This window comes from Chitinophaga sancti (genome assembly GCF_034087045.1).
In the GTDB taxonomy this organism is placed as follows: domain Bacteria; phylum Bacteroidota; class Bacteroidia; order Chitinophagales; family Chitinophagaceae; genus Chitinophaga; species Chitinophaga sancti_B.
The window spans coordinates 421,898-440,168 of record NZ_CP139247.1; the positions used below are offsets into that span (position 1 = coordinate 421,898).

The window sequence follows — 18,271 nt, forward strand, 5'->3', positions numbered from 1 at the left end:
GTCGTAAGGCACTAAAATAACCGCTACAGCCTCTTCACGTGATTCGAATATACGGTAGTCAAAGCCACTAATTTATTCGTTCCCGTTCTTCTTTTACCCCGCCCTCCTTATGGCTTTGTTTCGTCCCACCAAATGCCCTGAAATAAGTGAGCTTCATCACCGGAAAATAACTGGACTCCGCACTATACACCACTTTCGATTTTAAATCATGCGCCTCCTCTGTTAACTCCCCAAAAGAAAATGGAATATGCATACTGGAAAATATATCCTCTACCGCAAACTGCAAAGTACCCTTCCCAATCTCTTTCTTCACTCCTACATTCGCTTCTCCAAAACTTCCAACCTTTTTAGACCCATCATAAGAAGCCCCCCAGTAAAAACCGGACAATTCACCAGACCATCCTTTTTGAAATTTAAATTGTTCACTGTAATTCACATTCCACGTAAAGTATCCTTTCTCTGCCGGTTTCCGGGTATAATCTAATTTAAATTGCCTGTAGGCGGCCAGCAGACTGTAATTCATACTCCACCACTCAGTCACCTTTACTGGTATACCTGCCTGAAACACCAGGTTATTCTGCCACAACATATTTTGTGAAGACACTATCAGCACAGTACTATCCGGTGTCTCTGTCAACTGCCAGCGCACGATAGGATGATCATCTCTACTGGCTAAGATCGAAAATGAATAACCTTTATAATTGTACCCTATTTTAAAAATATTTGTAATAGTAGGTATCAACGAAGGATTGCCTGATTCATAAGAATTAGGCCCTGTATAAGATTTATAAGAAGCCAGATCTGTATAAGCTGGCCGGGTGATTCGCTTATTGTACGTGATAAACAATTCATGTCCGCCCGGAAATGTTTTATTATAAGCAAGTGCAGGAAACAGTTTCCCCATCTTACGAACAGTTGTCAGCCGCGTATCGGCATATTCATACCTGCTACCCACTGTCAATGCAGTCGTAGAATCCAGCTGCCATTTTAAGGAAGCATAGCCCGCCCCGATTATTTCTCTCATCACCCCATCGTTCGTTGCATCCTTACCAGTTACATATTCACCATCTACCAGGCTTTTAATACCCGATGCACTTTCTGTACGGTTATAACTACCTTTCACACCTGCTTCCAGCTTTAATTTATCATTGAGCTGCGCTTTATAATCCAGCTTCACCACACCTACCCGTATCAATGTATGTGCATAACCTTCCTGTATCGGTGCAAACAAGGTATCGTTATTCCCAATCTCTTCTCCTTTCAGATTTACAAATGAATTCATTGCTTTGCTGGGGCGATCCATGGTATAGCGCAGGTAACCCAGACTCAAATTCAGGTGCTTCCCCTCCACATAAAAATCCGCAATCGTATTCTTCCATTTCATGTATTCATTGACATTTACATGATTGTATAAGATAGAATCAGGCAATACATTAAACATGCCGGTATTGATATTATGCAGATGCGTTTTACTATATCCAAACAGCAAACTGCCGCCCATATGTTTAGAATCAAAACCTACTCTGGCAGTATGACTGTTCTCCACTGGCTGCATCACACCTGTTACATCAGAATAGGTCAGCCCTCCATATAAAGGTTCTACAGATGTGCCGGTCGCATGCCAGTCCGCATTACTCCTGTTATGATTATAACTATAGGAACCATACCACTTATTATATCCCAGTTGTACACTCGTACCTGCTTTCTCTCCCCACCCATAACCCGCAGTAGCGCTCACACTACCATTCAAACCGACATTGCTGTTCTTCTTTAAAACAATATTGATAATGCCGCCATCACCTTCTGCATCATAACCTGCACCCGGTGTAGTGAGCAATTCGATCTTTTCCACATCATCCGCCCGCATTCCTCTCAGCAAAGCTACTACCTGTGTTATGGGCATACGCAACAACTTTCCATTCAGCATGACCATCACACTACTTTTTCCATTCATAGAAATACTATTATTTCTATGATCGATGATAATACCCGGTGCACGTTCCAGCACCTCCAATGCCGCACTGCCTTTGGAGAGGATGCTGCTTTCTACATTCACTACTATCCCCTGTTCCTGTTGCTGATAAAGTGGTTTCGTACCACGCACCACCACTTCTCCCAATTGCCGGCGGTTAGTCTGCAATACCTGTACACCTACATTTCTGGGGCCATCCAGGGGTAGATTTACACTTTCGTACCCAATCACATTTATCCTGAGCACATATTGTCCAGCTGGCACTTTATCAATCAGAAAACCGCCCTGTTCATCGGAGACGGCTCCTTTAAAAATACTGCTATCTGCAGCTTTCAATATGATGACATTCGCAAAAGGAACCGGCGCCCCCTGCATATCCTGTAGTTTGCCACTGACCTGCGCCATGGCAGGCGAGCAAATTGCGATGATATAGCAAATTAGAAAAAGGCGTTTCATAATGCTTGTTTTCAGCAAAAGAATCTAAATTCCTTTCCTTCAAAAAAAGCGTATGACCACCCGTCGTAAATAATTGATGAAATACCCCACACCCGTTCATGTACAACCAGGTGCATTTGACCATTTTCCCGTGTTATTTCATATAATTATATCCACTGCCACAGCGTATTTTCGTAAATTAGGAAAATGGAAAAGCATTGGCTATTTCGTTACAGACTCTACCATCTGCCATTCTGGGTAATGTATCATTACGCCTGGTGGGTAGTGTCTTATGGCGATCCGCTCAAAGCAGCCAATACCATCCTGTTCACCCCTCATGCCGTAGAGTTCGCCTTCTACGTCGTTTTTCAGGCAGTGGCAGTATATTTCAATTTGTATTACCTCATTCCTCAATTTCTTCAGAAAGGGAAATACCAGGCATACATGGGCTACCTGTTGCTTACACTCGTAACCGCTACACTGTGTATAGTAGGAGGGTATTATCTCATTCCCACTCCCAGTGATCTTTGCTTCTTTGGATTTGTTGGCAAAGCCCTGCCCAGTACCATAGCAAGTATGACCCTGGCCATGAGTATCAAACTGGCCAAACACTGGATGCGAACAAAAGAACGCCAGCAATTATTAGAAAAAGAAAAACTGGAAACAGAATTGCAGTTTCTGCGCAATCAGTTTAATCCACATTTCTTATTCAATAGTATTAACTCTATCTTCTTCCTGATCCATAAAAAGCCGGATGTAGCAAGTGCTTCCCTGGCCAAATTCTCTGAGTTACTGCGGCATCAACTCTATGAATGTAATGATCCCCACATTCCACTCGATAAGGAAATAACTTTCCTGGAAAACTTTATTGAACTGGAAAAATTAAGACAGAATAAAAGCACCCGCATACAAGTGCATTTTACTGACAAACCTGTTGCGCATATTTCAATTGCACCATTTATATTGATGACATTTATTGAAAATGCATTTAAACATGTATCAGGTCAGGATGCAAACTGGATCAATATTCACCTGGAAATAGAGGAAGATCAACTACTTTTCGGGGTCAGCAACAGTACGACAAACAAGGAATCCAGTCAATACAGCGGTATAGGATTACGGAATGTAAGAAGAAGACTGGACCTGGTATACCCTGGCCAATACCAATTAGATATCCAGGAAATACCAGGCAATTTCACCATCCAGTTACAACTCAACGTTGGCGGCGGTAATATAATGGAGATACTCTCACTTGCCATTTAAATTGCCGGTTAAAATAAGAGACATTATTAAATCCACTCACGGCTACACATCGTTCCCGGTGGAAAATGCCTGCCGCAGGCACCCTCCCGAAAAAAATGGCTTCCGACATTGGTGGAAGCTGTTTTTTTCGCAATGAGATTATTATCTTGTTGTCCATATAAAACCAACACGATATGAGGGTATTGATTCTACTGTTATGTTTAAACTATTTTCAACTATCTGCGCAACAAAAGAACTTCCCCATCACCAGCTACGGCGCCAAAGGTGATGGTAAAACCAACAATACCACTCCCATCCAGGAAGCTATCGACAAAGCAGCTGCCGCTGGCGGCGGTACAGTAGTCGTACCAGCCGGGAAGTTCGTAACCGGTGTCATCACCCTTAAATCCGGCGTCACCCTGCACCTGGCGCCCAACTCCTTCCTCCTCGCAACCACCAGCCGTAAGGATTATGGTCCAGCCAAAGCCTCTGCCCTGATCGTTGCCAACAACCAACAAAACATCGGTATCACAGGGAAAGGGACTATCGATGGACAAGGAGAACTGCTCCTGAAAGACATCTTTGACATGCTAAAAAAGGGTACACTAAAAGATAAAGAATGGCAGCGTTACAACGAATGGGGACAAATGCGACCTGAAGAAAACAACCGTCCAAAGCTGATTGCATTCACAAACTGCCAGCAGGTAACGGTGAAAAATGTCACCATCCTAAATGGTCTCTGCTGGATACAGGACTATGTAAGTTGTACAGACATGATCTTCGACAGCATCAAAGTGATCAGCAATACCTTCCTGAATAATGACGGCATTGACCTGGTAGACTGCAAAAATGTAAAGCTTACCAATAGCAGCTTTGACGTAGCCGATGACGGTATTTGCCTGAAATCGCACGATACCGCAGGACTTTGTGAGAACATCTACATCGCCAATTGTAAAGTACGTTCCAGCGCCAGTGGGTTCAAAATGGGCACCGCCTCCTGGGGAGGATTTAAAAACATCACTGTAAAAAATATTTATGTATACAACACCTTCCGCTCTGCTATCGCCATTGAAACAGTAGATGGCGGAATTGTGGAAAACATTGACATCAGCAATATAACAGCAAAGAATACTGGTAATGCCATCTTCCTTCGCCTGGGCAAGCGCCAGGCAAAGCGTGAACCCGGTACCCTCAGCAAAGTGCGTATCTCTGATGTAAAAGTGGAGATCCCTGCTACCAAACCAGATGCAGGATATAATATGGAAGGGCCAAGAGAGCTTTTTGAACATAACACTTTCCCTGCCGGCATCTATGGCATACCCGGTCATAACATACAGGATGTAACTTTGGAAAATATAGATATCACCTACACTGAGAAATCCAGCATGGCAGTAGCGAATATCAATGTAGATTCATTACATCGTATTCCTGAAGCGATCAGCGATTATCCTGAATTCTCCATGTTTAGGGAATTGCCGGCATGGGGTTTTTATGTGAGACATGCGGATGGTATTACTTTCAAAAATGTAAAACTGAGCTATACAGGAGAGGAATTCCGTACAGCTTGTATTTTTGATGATGTAAATGGATTGAAACTGGAAAAGGTGAAAATAAACAAAGCAGCTTCCAGGCCGCTGGTTATATTAAATAATGTAAAGGATCCGGTAGTAGACGATCCGACCCTGATTAAATAATAAGCGGAAGAATAAAAAACGTAATACCATCGGGTGCCCGAATAAAACATTCATGAAAAAGGGGATTCACCAACGGGTAATGAAAACCATTTTCAAAGAAAACCCTCATGAACCGAATTCACAAACGACTATGAAAATGGTGGTACCTTCGACAAAAGTACTACCATGGAACAATCACATATCAGTTTTGAACAGGTTGTGAGTCGTGGCTGTGGCCTCGATGTTCACCAGGAGAATGTAGTAGCTACCATCAGGGGTGATAATTTGCAGGAACAAACCCGCACTTTTAGCACCTTCACAAGTTCACTTAAGGACCTGGTAGCCTGGTTGGAAGAATCGGGCATTACACATGTCGCAATGGAGAGCACGGGTGTTTACTGGAAGCCTGTTTTTAATATACTAGAACCTCACTTTGAACTTATTTTGGTCAATGCCCGGCATATTAAATATGTGCCGGGTCATAAGACTGATCGTAATGACAGTGCCTGGATTGCAAAATTATTGCTAAGCGGGCTACTAAAAGGAAGTTTTATTCCACCCCAATACACTCGTGAATTACGGGAATTGTACCGATACAAACGTAAAGTAATAGGCCAACGCTCCAGTGAATATAACCGATTACAGAACATTTTAGAGACTGCCAATATCAAATTGAGCAGCGTTGTCAGTGATGTGTTCGGCATAAGCGGCTGGTCAATGATCTCTGCTATTATTGATGGAGAACAGGATCCCATGATATTGGCCAATCTGGCCAAAGGTAGGCTCAAAATCAAGAAGCAAGAACTTATTCTTGCTTTAGAAGGTAATCTTAATGAGCATCACCGTTTTATGCTCAACCTGTCTAAAGCTGCTATCTTACAGCTAAATGAACTGCTTTGTCAGGTAGATAACCGTATTGATCAGTACTTAAGAAAATGGGAAGAAGAAGTAAAATTACTTCAGACTATTCCCGGAGTACAAAAACAAACAGCTACAGCCATCTTAGCCGAAATAGGTACAGATATGCATGCCTTCCCAAATCAGCATCATTTAGCCAGTTGGTGTGGCTTATGTCCGGGTAATAATGAAAGTGCCGGAAAAAAGAAAAGTGAACGTATCAATCATGGCAACAGTTCTCTTAAAACAGCACTGGTGGAGGCGGCCTGGGCCGCTGTACATACAAAGGAATCTTATCTGAAAAGAAGATATTACTCTTTAAGTGTGCGAAGAGGTAAAAAACGTGCTCTTATCGCCATTGCACACAAAATCCTCATTGCCACTTATTTTATACTCAAAAATAGAGTGCCATATATGGAACCGGATAATCAGGAGTGGCTTAAAAAAAGAAAGCAGGCGCAGATAAATAATTATCTCAGGCGCCTGCGCGAGCTTGAGGCATTACCCCCATCTCAATAAGATTACTAAGTTACAAAAATCGACCTCTTATTGGTGCTTTTTAAGCCTGTAAAGAAAACTGATTTAAGACTCTAAGTACAAACGATTGTTGCTATAAGCACGAAATGAAAATTTTAAGCATATAGAGTCATATCAAAATTATGACACAGACTAACTATTTTCAATGAAAAAAGGGGGTATATCAAAAAGTACACCCCCTTTTTTATAAAATAAATTCCTGTAATCGTTGTCTCGTCACCGTCTGGTTGCCCCAATAAAAAGCATCCACCTCGTTCAATCTGGCCATACCCGCATCTGATTGCGCGGCCAACCAACCCACAAATTCGGCTTTAGAGGTAAATGACAGCACCTTATCATCCATAATCCCATCCCACAAACCACCATAATAATAAACCCCATTCCGGTATTCCAACCCCATTCCACAATAATCCCGGTGGCCAAACCCAAAACTAGCTGTCTGCAACCGTTCTGCCACCTTTTCTGCCAATTCCACCCCATAGCATTCCGTCTTGCTTTCCAGCAGGCGGCGCCAGTTTTGCTGCTGTACCCTGGCCTCCTGATCTCTTTGTCGTTGCACCTGCAGCGCTTCCTGTTGGAGGCGGCCCTTGCTCACCTGTTTATATACAAATTGATCCATGACCAAATCTGCCTGTACGATCAATCCGCCCAGTTCCGGCTCCTGGAATACGTATTTGGAAACCAGGGTATCCAATTTCTTATCTGTAGGCCATATCAATACCGGCTTTCCGTCAGTTCTTATCCCATTCATGGATAATAATGCCGGCGCCTGAAACCTGATACTTCCCCGAACACAATGATATTTCTCCAGTACTACCCGGAGCTGATGGTCTATGGCTGATTGTAATTCTTCTCTGGACGTCATTAGGATGGCTTTACGAACTCGGCAACAATTTACACTATCTCAAATAAAAATGATTATCAACCAGTTTTTCTTTTTATTAAGAAAACAGGTACAGCAATACCCTGTCATATTTAAAAATTAAACAATACCTCAGATTAGTATACTATAAAAGTATCAACTCATTTTTTTCCTCATCATAAAACAGTCCCAGGTCACATAATTCATAATCCGGACGCCCATGCCACTTTATGATATCAAATTGTAAGTCTGCTAATATTCGTCTGATCTCACGGATGCAGGTATCTCCATCTCCCTTCCTCTTTTCTGCTAATGACAGGAACGATACGTCCTCCACTTTCCCCTTTTCATTCACACAAATTTCATATCCTGCCGGCAGGCAACCACATGCCATCAATTTTTTCAAGTCCGATTGTCTGAACAGTTTCACCAGGGTATCTTTTACTGCATTTCTATCCATCCGCCGAATACCATTGAACACAGGAAAATAATTGGTGACATTCTTTTGCTCATGTACTTTTCCATTCACCAACTCAAACATTTTCTCCTTCTCATAAATACAATTGTAAAAAGGGTCCATTCTTAACAACCGGCCATCAGGTACCCAAAGGGTTCCTGTGAACCAATAAGCGGCTACTTTCCCATCTTTATAATCGTCACAGAAAGTCTCCCTGAGAATCTGATCACTATGTTTATAATCCATCAATCCTACCAGGTACATATTACCGTCAATAATCTGCCAGATGCGCCGATAGCCACCCACCAGATAGAGGATGTTTTTTTCATACCTGAAATGTTCCAGCCAGTGATCCAACCTGCCAAGTGTACCGGCGTCAAGGTTGACCAATGGACGCGCAGGGATATGAATACTATCCTTACCAAGGATGAGTATATCGCCCGGGGGTATGCTTGCATAACTGGATGTAACACCCGGCAAAAGTAGTGAGAGTAAGAATGCGAATTTTTTCATTGACCACATGCATGGTCTAACATTTCTATTGTCTTTTTGTTCAGGAAGGCGTATGAGGGATGGCTTTTTATGGCAGAACTACCTCCCAACAAAGAGGGTTTATCATTAATCGATGAAGCTCCTGAGAAACGCATAAAATAGAATCTGGCTCCACCAGGTATCCAAATTAAAAAAGGGTGTATCTAATTTATGATACACCCTCCTATATTTTTATCTGACCATTTGTCAGTGACCATCCGGGTCAAAATCCAGGGAAACTGAGTTCATACAGAATCGCTTTCCTGTAGGTGCAGGTCCGTCGTCAAAGATGTGGCCTAAATGTGAGTTACATCTTGCACATTCCACCTCTATACGTTGCATACCGTAGGAGTTATCTTCTTTATAGATCACGCTGTTAGGGCGGTCTGCTTCAAAGAAACTCGGCCAACCGCAGCTGCTGGCGAACTTAGCGTCGGAGCGGAAGAGTTTATTCCCGCAAACTGCGCAGTAGTAAGTTCCTTTGGTATCTGCATCCCAGTATTTACCGGTGAAAGCCCTTTCTGTAGCTTGTTCTCTGGCTACGGCATATAAGTCCGCAGGCAGGATCTTCTTCCATTCCGCATTGCTGACATTCAAATGGGTAGTGTCTGTGCGCGAGTAGTATGGGTTATGCATATCTGATTTGTTTTTACTTTGCTGGGCGCGACCGGTACAGCTGAAAAGCGTACACAGGAGCATACTCAGGTATAATGCGTTTCTCATTATTATAGTATTATACTTATAATAACGAAATTCGGACCAAATAAGATTGCATGACATTTTTGCCTGGTCAGCACGCTTCCAATGGTAGTCGTGTTCCATATCTCCCCATAATTGGGCAAAATTATGCCATGCGGGAAGAAATTGCTTCTAAAAATGGGAATATAGTTTACGCAACCGGGAAAATTAAGGTCTCATAGAGGAGCTTCCCTTCGTGATTGATCACCTTTACATTCAGTTTATCTATTGCGACGGAGAAGTACATAAACCCATAATCTGCCGCCTGAAAGCGGCTGTAAGGCAATCCATCCCTGACAGGAGTGACTTCAGAACCGGCTCCGGAAATGAAATGATGGGTGACACCGCTACTCTTCAGGTGCTGGAGGGAGTGATCGTGACCGGAGAGGTATATGTTCACTTTATGCTTTTCTAAAACCTCTTCCAATGTCTTACGAATTCCCAATGTATCATAATTTGTAGTCCGTGGTCCTGCAGTATACATAGGATGATGACCTACCACGATCTTCCAGCGTACATCTTTGTCAGCAGCAGCCAGGGTCTGGTTGATCCATTCCAGTTGTTTTTCGGGATGTTGTCCTTTTACATGCGGGCCATATTCAGGGTTATCATAAAATTCGGGCAACAGAGGATTCGTATCAATAAAGAGCATTAATACCTTACCATCCTTGCCTACAGCAAACTCTTTGGAATAATAACGTGCCGGCATCTTCCACCGGCGGCTGATGTTGGTATATCGTACCTGGGCATCAGGATCAGATTTATAATCATGATTGCCCAGGATAGGATACCAATCCCACTGAAGGGAGAAATCTGTATAGACGTTTTCAAAGGAATAGTGAAACAAGGGATCGTGCTCACTAATTACACCAGAGGGATAAAAGTTATCGCCGGTGGAGATAATAAATTGATTGGGGTGTTCGGTAGCCCACTTGCCCATCTGACGGGCTACGTGTAACTGATGATCGGCGCCATTGCGGCCCCAGTCGCCAATGGCGAGGAATTGTAAAGGGTAAGATGCTGCCGGAACTTCTATGTTTGCGTAGGTACTTAAAGACGAAAGCACCGAAGTACTTAATACACTAAAAGCTGTTTGTTTAAAAAAGGTTCTTCTTTTCATTCAATCACATTTAAAAAAAATGCCGGCCATGTGATGGCCGGCATTCATATATCAATACCCTGTGTTCTGCACTAAATTTGCATTCAACACCATCTCTGTAGCAGGAATGGGGAACAATCTTCTAAAAGTACCCTCACCACCGATCTTAAAGCCCCACGCATCTTCCCACTTACCATAACGGATCAGGTCATTCCTTCTCCAACCTTCCCATGCCAGCTCACGACCTCTCTCATCCAAAATATCCTGCAGGGTGATCGAAGTCACCGTAGGTGCACTCACCCTTGCACGCACTTTATTAAACAACTCCACGGCTGTAGTGGTACTACCACCACCGCGCAACAGCGCTTCCGCCTGCATCAGGTACACATCCGCCAGCCGCAGTACAGGAATGTCATTGTTCTGATAACGGCTCACTGCATTCGGATCAGGATAAAACTTGATAGACCTTGCACCACAGGAAACACCATTCACCTCCGCACCCACATTCATAGTCGCCGCATCTGTCAATGTAATTTCACGGGTCAGGTTCAGCTGATAACTACCATTCTTCACTGCATTGCCTGCAAAATCATATTGTAAACCCGATAACCAGGTCGTATCTCTTGCATCACCTGTTAAACTAAACAGGTCAAAGAACTCAGGTGAAGTACACATGGCATTACTAGGACTGAAATTAAGCCCGTATTTCGCCTTCAATGTACCATGCAGTGTATAACGGGTAAAATAGTTACCCTGTGCTTTATTGGCGTCAAATACCGCTACAAAGATAGTTTCATTGTTAGCTGTATTATCCGGGCTAAACAGGTCCATATAACTCTTTTCCAATGACAATCCTGATTCACTCATGATCTTATTCCCATAAGTAACCGCATCATCGTACCTTGCCGTACCTGTATAATATTCCGCATTCAGGTACAGCTTCTGCAACAATGCATACGCCATCCACAAAGTAGGTCGTCCGTAATATTCCAGTGTCACAGTAGCAGGCGCACCCAATCCCGGCACTGCCGCCAGCAATTCACTTTCGATATAGTCAAACACTTCTGCACGGGTAGACTGGGTAGGGCTCTCTGTACTACCATAAGTGGTGATCGGTACATTGCCATACAAGTCCATCATATAGAAGTAAAACAAAGCACGCATCGTACGGATCTCTGCCGTAAACTGTGTACGCAGTGCACTGGAATCTGCTTTTGACAACAGGTTCAATACCCGGTTACATTCAGAGATACCACTGTATCCCCAGTTCCATGGGGCATCCAGGTCAGAAGACGTCCAGGTATGTTTGTGCAACTTGATGTAACTGCCATTGTCATAATAGCTACCATTCCTGTTTGGAATCATCGCCTCATCGGTAGACAATTCAATCACTCTCCAGAAGTCAACCGCAAAAGACTGACTTGACATCTTTTGGTATACAGAACCAGTCGCCGCCACATAGCCTTCCTGTGTATTTGGAATAGTGGTCAGTTGTGATTCAACAGGCACATCCAGGTTGGTACATCCTGCTGCAGCCATCATCAGCGTAGCGGAAATAGCGATATATAATAATGCTTTCATTCTTCAGTGTAATTTTAAAATGTAACATTCAATCCCAGCAGGAACGTACGGGTTTTAGGATAGTAACTACGGTTGTCAATGCCCGGTGTCTGGCCAGACACGTTGATTTCAGGATCTATCCCTTTGTATTTTGTAATGATGAACAGGTTATTGCCCGAAGCATACACACGCAACTGATAGTTCTTTTTTGTAGCAAATGAATACCCCAGTGTAGCATTGTCCAGTCGCAGGTAAGAACCACTCTCTACATAACGGCTGGAAATGAAATGATCCTTATCGTCCTTGATAGATTCTGATAATGTACTTACGGGTACATTGGTGGTATTGGCATAAATAGGTGCATTCATATCAGCACGGGTAGCATTCAGAATCTGGTTGCCATACACCCCGCGTACAAAGATGTTGAGGTCGAACTGGCCATAACGGAAAGTATTGTTCCAGCCATAGATTAACTTAGGTTGTGCAGAACCGGTGACACGGAAATTCGTAAATGCAGTACTATCTGTAGACACCGTACCATCAGCGGCTACGAAAGTAGACCTACCATCTGCATCTTTACCCGCATATTGCAGGGTATAGAAAGAACCCAATGGCTTTCCTTCTTTAATGATCTGGTAACCACTGATACCTGATTGTCCACGTGCACTGAATGCAGCTGTGTAAAACTGCGATGCACTAAACAGGTCGTTGGAGATAGAAGTGATTTTATTCACATTGTGTGCGAGGGTGACGGATGATGTCCAGCTGAACTTACCTGTCTTTACAGGTGTCGTGCTCAGTGCCAGTTCAATACCCTTATTGCTCATGGCACCCACATTCGCGGTCATTGTGCTATAAGGATATTGTGTAGTAGATACCGTGTAATCGCCAATCAGATCAGTCGTACGCTTGTCATACACATCCACACTACCACTCAGTTTATTGCCGAACAATACGAAATCCACACCTACGTTCATCGTAGCGGTACGCTCCCATTTCAGATCAGGATTATCATTTTGTATAGGTGTCAGGGAATTGATCCATTCGCCATTATAATAGAAGTAAGAAGAACCGCTACCATAGATCAAACGGGAAGTGTAAGCATTGAAGCCGGTAGAATTCCCCACCACACCATAACCAGCACGTACCTTCAATACATTCACAAAATTCACATCTTTCATAAAACGTTCATTGTGGATATTCCAACCCACGGATGCAGAAGGGAAATAGCCCCAGCGATTATTCGTACCAAATGCAGAAGAACCATCACGACGCAGAGATCCCTGGAACAGGAAGCGACCATCATAATCATAAAAGGCCCTGCCATAAAAAGAGATCAGTCGCAGGGTAGACACATAGATATCCCCATAGTTGACAGTCGTACCGTTACCCTGCCCCAGGTTATTCCACTTCAGATCGTCAGATACAAAGTTATAACCACTCACCTGGTAGCCATCGCCATTGCGATCTTCCTGCCAGCTATAACCACCCAGCAATTTAATGCCGTGCTTACCGAATCTTCTTTCATAAGTAGCGAATGATTCCAGTACTTTCTTGGTATTGGACACATTCGTACGCTGTGCATACCCTGTATAATCCTGTGCCAGCATAGAAGAACTGTTATAATACAGATCTGTATCATTGCGCTGTTTCTGGTAAGAAACAGAGGTGGTAAAATCCAGTCCCTTCAGGATATTCACAGTTGCAATACCATTTATCAACAGGATGTTTGACTTGCTGTGAATGGTATTATCATTGATCAGCGCTACCGGGTTATAATAACCACTGGTACCGGTAGTACGTGTTCTGTCTTCATAATAGCTACCATCTGCATTCTTCACAGGTACAGTAGGCATATAAGTAAGCATGTTGCTCAGCACCTGAGAAGGGATCTGCTTACCATTAGTGATACTGTTGGTCACATTCATATCCAGCTTCAGCCGATCCTTAAAAGCACGATGCTGTACATTGGTACGGATCACCAGTCGATCCATAGCAGATCCTTTGATGATACCTTCATTGTTCAGGTAGTTCACACTCACACCATAAGAAGATTGTTGATTGCTACCACTGAAAGCCAGGTTATGGTTGTGAGAAAAACCGGTACGGGTTACCTCCTTCTGCCAGTCAGTATTACTTACGCCATCATCGTTGATTGCATCAATGGTCACATTATTCGCAGCCAGGTAAGAACGCAGCTGGGAAGCAGAAGCCATTTTAATGGTATTCGAAATTCTCTCTACCGCACCATACGTACTATAGGAGAGGTGTGATTGTCCGGAACGCACCTTGCGGGTAGTAATGATGATCACACCATTTGCCGCACGGGAACCATAGATAGAAGTAGACACTGCGTCTTTCAGCACTTCCATACTTTCAATATCACCAGGTGCTACACTATAGATAGATGCACCCGGTACACCATCGATCACATAAAAAGGTTCGTAGGCATCCGTGCCAGATCTGAAAGAAGAAGGACCACGGAGTATCACAGCTGCATTTTCATTCGGGTTACCACTTCTTGAAATATTCAGACCCGCTACCTTACCTTGCAGCATCTGTACCGGATCGCTATATACACCTACATTGAAATCTTCTTTCTTCACAGTGGTTACAGCCCCTACCATTTCACTACGGCTTCGGCTACCGTACCCAATTACGACAACGTCGCTGAGCTGACCATTGTTTTCCTGCATTTTAAATGCAAGGGATAACTGATCATTGGCTTTTACGCTATAGCGCTCGCTTACGTGTGTGGTATAACCAATGTAACTTGCTTTGATTACATACCCCGTATCGGCAGGTACTTTTGAAAAGCGGAATAATCCGATAGAATCTGTGCGTGTTACCTTAGAAAATGAAGAAGCATTACGGGTCAGGATGACAGTAGCACCGGGCAGGGGTTCTCCCTTTTCCGTTCTGATCAAACCTTTGATATCTCCCGTTTGGGCAAAAACTTTTAAATGCAGCAATACGGCAAATAAGAGCAGCACCGCGTGTCGCGGAAACGGTCTTTTTCCTCTAAATGTCATGTTATTCTGTATTTATGTATGATCCTGTTATCGGGTGATGTTGTACCCTGTAGCTGTTTTTTCGAGTTTTAATCCATTCACCAGTGTAATGACAGAGAGCAGATCTGCTACACTGTCAGTATCGGCATAAGTACCGGAGAACTTCATATTCTTCAACTGTTGCTCGTCGAAGGTGATACTGGTATGATAATAACTTTGTAAAGTAAGGAACACATTTTTCAGTGGTTCCTGGTGAAACACCTGTCCTTTAGTCTCATTAGCGGCAACCGTTGCAGGTGCGGTTTTCAGCGAAGGAAGTTTGTTGTCAGATACAACAGCTTTCTCCTGCTGCGTGTTAAATACCAGTTGTTGGCCGGGATTCAGGTATACTGGTTTGAAAGTGGTGCTGGCCTTTTTCACCACTACCTTACCAGTGATCAGTTGTACGTGTACTTCGCCTTTTAAAGCAGTGATACGGAAGGATGTTCCCAATGCAGTCGTGGTCAATCCGCCCGCTTCTACAGTAAATGGTCTGTCTTTGTCTTTCGCTACATCAAAGAAGGCTTTACCTTCTAATTGAAGATAACGTTGCTGACGATCGAAGTGCAAAACATGTTTCAATTTACTACCTGAAGAGAGTACGACTGTAGTACCATCTTCCAGCTGGTAAGTCTGGTCATGCTTTTTGTCGTTACTGATCAGGGTATACCTCACGGTAGTTGTGTCTACCAGCGTGGCCTGTAAGTGCCGTTGATGCTGTGGTTTCCACAAGAGTACACTTCCGCCTATTATTCCAATCATAGCAGCTGCAGCAGCTATTCTGCGGAAGTAATAAACCTTCGGTGTACGCTTTGTGTGTTGGGCAATGTATTGCCACATAGCCGCATCTGTTTCTTCAGGTATGCGTTGCTGTATAACGAATTCCTCCCATTCTGGTGTACTGATCAGGTCATCCGGGTGTTCAGCAAACCACGCAGCGAGCATTTCCGCTTCTTCCGGACTACAATTGTTGGTAATAAAACGTGCAACCTGTTCGCTGGTGATCTTCATTTGAACTGTTTCTAACTACTATTCGTTTGTAAATTGGGAATACCCTGGCGCTTAATAATTTGTTAACATTAGGAGGAAGAGGAGGAGGGCTTTGCGCAGCACACTCAGTATCCTGGAGATATGGTATTCAACCGTTTTTGGGGAAATAGACAGTTGTTGTGCTATTTCATTATAGGTCTTTCCTTCTTCTCTGCTCAGTCGGAACACCAGTTGGCCCTGTTCCGGCATGGCACTGAGGATTTTTTCAATGGCAATGCGGGTTTCGCGTGCCTGATACTGGTTATTGACGCTATCGTCTGATTCAGTAGTTGCTACTACGCCCATGCGTTTTTTCTCTACAGCTAGTTTACGCAACTCATCGATCATGAGAGAGCGGGCAATGCGGAAAATTTGTACATCTATATTAATAACAGGATTGAGGGTATCGCGGTGGGTCCAGACCTTTACAAAGGTCTTCTGTACGACTTCCTGTGCCAGGTACGCTGATTTTGTCCTGCCCAGCAGGAGGAAATACAGCTTATCCTTATACTCTTCATAAACAGACGAGAAGGCTTTTTGATTACCCTCCTTAATGTCTGCTACGGTATAACGTTGGCACATAGTTATGGAAAGGAGTTGTTGAAAAAGCAAAAATATAAAAAGAAGTAGCGCGGGTATATTAAGGTAATATTATCAAATTCCGGGGGTTAACCATCTCCATTTATGAAGAATGCCCGCTTGCTGGCGGGCACTCCTGGGTATTTATCTTGTCAGTTTTACAGTTCCCTGTTCTCTTACCACCTTTCCATAATAATCATTTCCCACTGCCATCCAGATATAAATCCCTTCCGGCACTTTCTTTCCCATCATATTCGTCCCGTCCCAGGCTACTTCACCTTTCTTAGGTTTCTGATACACCTGGTTGCCCATACTATCTAAGATATCAAAAGAAGTGATCGTCTTGATGGTTCTTGCATACACCTGCAACAGGTCATTCTGTTTATCTCCATTTGGTGAAAACTCTTCCTGTACCATAAACGCTTTGGGATTGGCCACACTCACCCTCAATGTATCGGTAGTTACACATCCATTCTTCTGTATCATCTTAATAAAATAAGTCTCCGGTGCTTTCAAAGTTACTTTCGGATCACTCACTTTGGTATCCGTCAATCCATTATCAGGCGACCATTCATATGCCACACCTTCCATCTTTCTTGCATTCAGCTGCACGGGCTTACCCGGTTCCGCTTTCACCGTTGGCAATGACTTTGCTGCCATGGGTGCTGTAATTGTTACATCATGAATACTGGTGCCACCCAAAGATGGACAGCTGGGTGGCGTAGCCGTCAAAACAACGGTGTACGTACCTACCTTTGCATAGGTAAAGCCCGCACTGGTATTCTCACTACTCTGCCCGTCGCCACTATGCCAGCTATAATCTACCGCGCCTGTGGCCTTTGTTTTGTTAGTAAAATAAACAGAAGTACCCGTACAGCCACTGGCAAAAGTAAAATCGACAACAGGTGCTAAAACCTGTGTCATAGCAATCACATTCGAAGTATTGGAACATCCGTTTACATCCACGGCAATTGCCTTATAATCACCGGGAGCCGACACCTCCAAAGAGCTGCCTTTACCAACAATAGAGTCATTTCTCATCCATGTATATGCATACTTGCCGGCTGCGCTTAAAGGCAATGTCTTCAGGCCACAAATAACCGTTCCCTTATCAGCGGATATTGACGCTACGGGTAATTTATTCACCGTCAGCATTCCATTCACGTAAGTAATATCATAGTTGTCTGCACTCGCTCCTGAGGGTATCAATACATTCGTGGCATCTGCCCTCACAGTAGGATGACTACTCAATACACTATCTGACTCATCATACACCCATCCTTTATAGGTTACAGTAAAGGTAGGATCTGGCATACCATAACATTTTGTAAAACTTTGTGCCGTAATGGTCAATGGCGCCTTATCAATCGTGATTTTTTCAACCGTGCTGTCGGTAGTAATATCCACCACCCCTGCTTTCATAATCTGCACCATCCATTTGTGATCTTCCAGGAACACCCTTGCCACACTGGTATCCGAAGATGTCGCCAGTACGGTATCAGGAATATTCAGCGCAAAATCCGGATCCCCGTATTTTTTCTGGCCATAACCATTTAAACAAATGAAACACAATGCAATAAGTAATCGATTCATATTAGAGATTGCTATAC

13 protein-coding genes are annotated in these 18,271 nt (G+C 43.5%); 3 read left to right on the forward strand and 10 right to left on the reverse strand.

What is annotated here, in order from left to right; genetic code table 11:
* Positions 1-67 precede the first annotated feature (67 nt).
* Complete coding sequence (locus SIO70_RS01810) at positions 68-2,428, reverse strand: outer membrane beta-barrel protein (RefSeq protein ID WP_320578915.1); 2,361 nt, start codon at positions 2,426-2,428, stop codon at positions 68-70.
* A gap of 186 nt (positions 2,429-2,614) precedes the next feature.
* Between SIO70_RS01810 and SIO70_RS01815 the strand changes: the two genes are divergently transcribed.
* From SIO70_RS01815 to SIO70_RS01825, 3 genes are all read left to right on the forward strand, one after another.
* A complete protein-coding gene (locus SIO70_RS01815; RefSeq protein WP_320578917.1) occupies positions 2,615-3,670 on the forward strand; it encodes a sensor histidine kinase in 1,056 nt (351 codons plus the stop codon).
* Between the two features lie 173 nt (positions 3,671-3,843).
* Positions 3,844-5,343 carry a glycoside hydrolase family 28 protein gene (locus SIO70_RS01820; protein WP_320578919.1) on the forward strand — a complete coding sequence of 500 codons (1,500 nt, stop codon included), beginning with the start codon at positions 3,844-3,846 and terminating at the stop codon, positions 5,341-5,343.
* 165 nt (positions 5,344-5,508) lie between these two features.
* On the forward strand, positions 5,509-6,738 hold the full coding sequence (locus SIO70_RS01825; RefSeq protein ID WP_320577102.1) for an IS110 family transposase: 1,230 nt from the start codon (positions 5,509-5,511) through the stop codon (positions 6,736-6,738).
* 202 nt (positions 6,739-6,940) lie between these two features.
* Here SIO70_RS01825 and SIO70_RS01830 read toward each other — a convergent pair whose 3' ends face one another.
* From SIO70_RS01830 to SIO70_RS01870, 9 genes are all read right to left on the reverse strand, one after another.
* Complete coding sequence (locus tag SIO70_RS01830; RefSeq protein WP_320578921.1) at positions 6,941-7,621, reverse strand: hypothetical protein; 681 nt, start codon at positions 7,619-7,621, stop codon at positions 6,941-6,943.
* 142 nt (positions 7,622-7,763) lie between these two features.
* On the reverse strand, positions 7,764-8,588 hold the full coding sequence (locus SIO70_RS01835) for a hypothetical protein (protein ID WP_320578924.1): 825 nt from the start codon (positions 8,586-8,588) through the stop codon (positions 7,764-7,766).
* Positions 8,589-8,813: 225 nt separating this feature from the next.
* Positions 8,814-9,329: a peptide-methionine (R)-S-oxide reductase MsrB gene (gene msrB / locus SIO70_RS01840; RefSeq protein WP_320578925.1), complete on the reverse strand. Its 516-nt coding sequence runs from the start codon at positions 9,327-9,329 to the stop codon at positions 8,814-8,816.
* Between the two features lie 166 nt (positions 9,330-9,495).
* Positions 9,496-10,464 (reverse strand): tartrate-resistant acid phosphatase type 5 family protein, encoded by a 969-nt coding sequence (locus SIO70_RS01845; protein ID WP_320578927.1) that lies wholly within the window; start codon positions 10,462-10,464, stop codon positions 9,496-9,498.
* Between the two features lie 51 nt (positions 10,465-10,515).
* Positions 10,516-12,024 (reverse strand): RagB/SusD family nutrient uptake outer membrane protein, encoded by a 1,509-nt coding sequence (locus SIO70_RS01850; protein WP_320578929.1) that lies wholly within the window; start codon positions 12,022-12,024, stop codon positions 10,516-10,518.
* A 14-nt stretch (positions 12,025-12,038) separates the two neighbouring features.
* A complete protein-coding gene (locus tag SIO70_RS01855) occupies positions 12,039-15,035 on the reverse strand; it encodes a SusC/RagA family TonB-linked outer membrane protein (protein ID WP_320578931.1) in 2,997 nt (998 codons plus the stop codon).
* A 27-nt stretch (positions 15,036-15,062) separates the two neighbouring features.
* Positions 15,063-16,064: a FecR family protein gene (locus SIO70_RS01860; RefSeq protein ID WP_320578933.1), complete on the reverse strand. Its 1,002-nt coding sequence runs from the start codon at positions 16,062-16,064 to the stop codon at positions 15,063-15,065.
* A 51-nt stretch (positions 16,065-16,115) separates the two neighbouring features.
* On the reverse strand, positions 16,116-16,664 hold the full coding sequence (locus tag SIO70_RS01865; protein ID WP_320578935.1) for a sigma-70 family RNA polymerase sigma factor: 549 nt from the start codon (positions 16,662-16,664) through the stop codon (positions 16,116-16,118).
* Positions 16,665-16,805: 141 nt separating this feature from the next.
* Entirely contained in the window at positions 16,806-18,254 is a 1,449-nt protein-coding gene (locus tag SIO70_RS01870) for an MBG domain-containing protein (protein WP_320578937.1), read from the reverse strand.
* Positions 18,255-18,271: the final 17 nt, after the last annotated feature.

Bases quoted from the DNA above. Each gene is read 5' to 3' on its own strand.
- SIO70_RS01855 (WP_320578931.1), bottom strand. From the start codon at position 15,035: ATGACATTTAGAGGAAAAAGACCGTTTCCGCGACACGCGGTGCTGCTC.
- SIO70_RS01865 (WP_320578935.1), bottom strand. From the start codon at position 16,664: ATGTGCCAACGTTATACCGTAGCAGACATTAAGGAGGGTAATCAAAAA.
- SIO70_RS01815 (WP_320578917.1), top strand. From the start codon at position 2,615: ATGGAAAAGCATTGGCTATTTCGTTACAGACTCTACCATCTGCCATTC.
- SIO70_RS01820 (WP_320578919.1), top strand. From the start codon at position 3,844: ATGAGGGTATTGATTCTACTGTTATGTTTAAACTATTTTCAACTATCT.
- SIO70_RS01850 (WP_320578929.1), bottom strand. From the start codon at position 12,024: ATGAAAGCATTATTATATATCGCTATTTCCGCTACGCTGATGATGGCT.
- SIO70_RS01845 (WP_320578927.1), bottom strand. From the start codon at position 10,464: ATGAAAAGAAGAACCTTTTTTAAACAAACAGCTTTTAGTGTATTAAGT.
- SIO70_RS01830 (WP_320578921.1), bottom strand. From the start codon at position 7,621: ATGACGTCCAGAGAAGAATTACAATCAGCCATAGACCATCAGCTCCGG.
- SIO70_RS01860 (WP_320578933.1), bottom strand. From the start codon at position 16,064: ATGAAGATCACCAGCGAACAGGTTGCACGTTTTATTACCAACAATTGT.
- SIO70_RS01835 (WP_320578924.1), bottom strand. From the start codon at position 8,588: ATGAAAAAATTCGCATTCTTACTCTCACTACTTTTGCCGGGTGTTACA.
- SIO70_RS01825 (WP_320577102.1), top strand. From the start codon at position 5,509: ATGGAACAATCACATATCAGTTTTGAACAGGTTGTGAGTCGTGGCTGT.
- SIO70_RS01870 (WP_320578937.1), bottom strand. From the start codon at position 18,254: ATGAATCGATTACTTATTGCATTGTGTTTCATTTGTTTAAATGGTTAT.
- msrB (WP_320578925.1), bottom strand. From the start codon at position 9,329: ATGAGAAACGCATTATACCTGAGTATGCTCCTGTGTACGCTTTTCAGC.
- SIO70_RS01810 (WP_320578915.1), bottom strand. From the start codon at position 2,428: ATGAAACGCCTTTTTCTAATTTGCTATATCATCGCAATTTGCTCGCCT.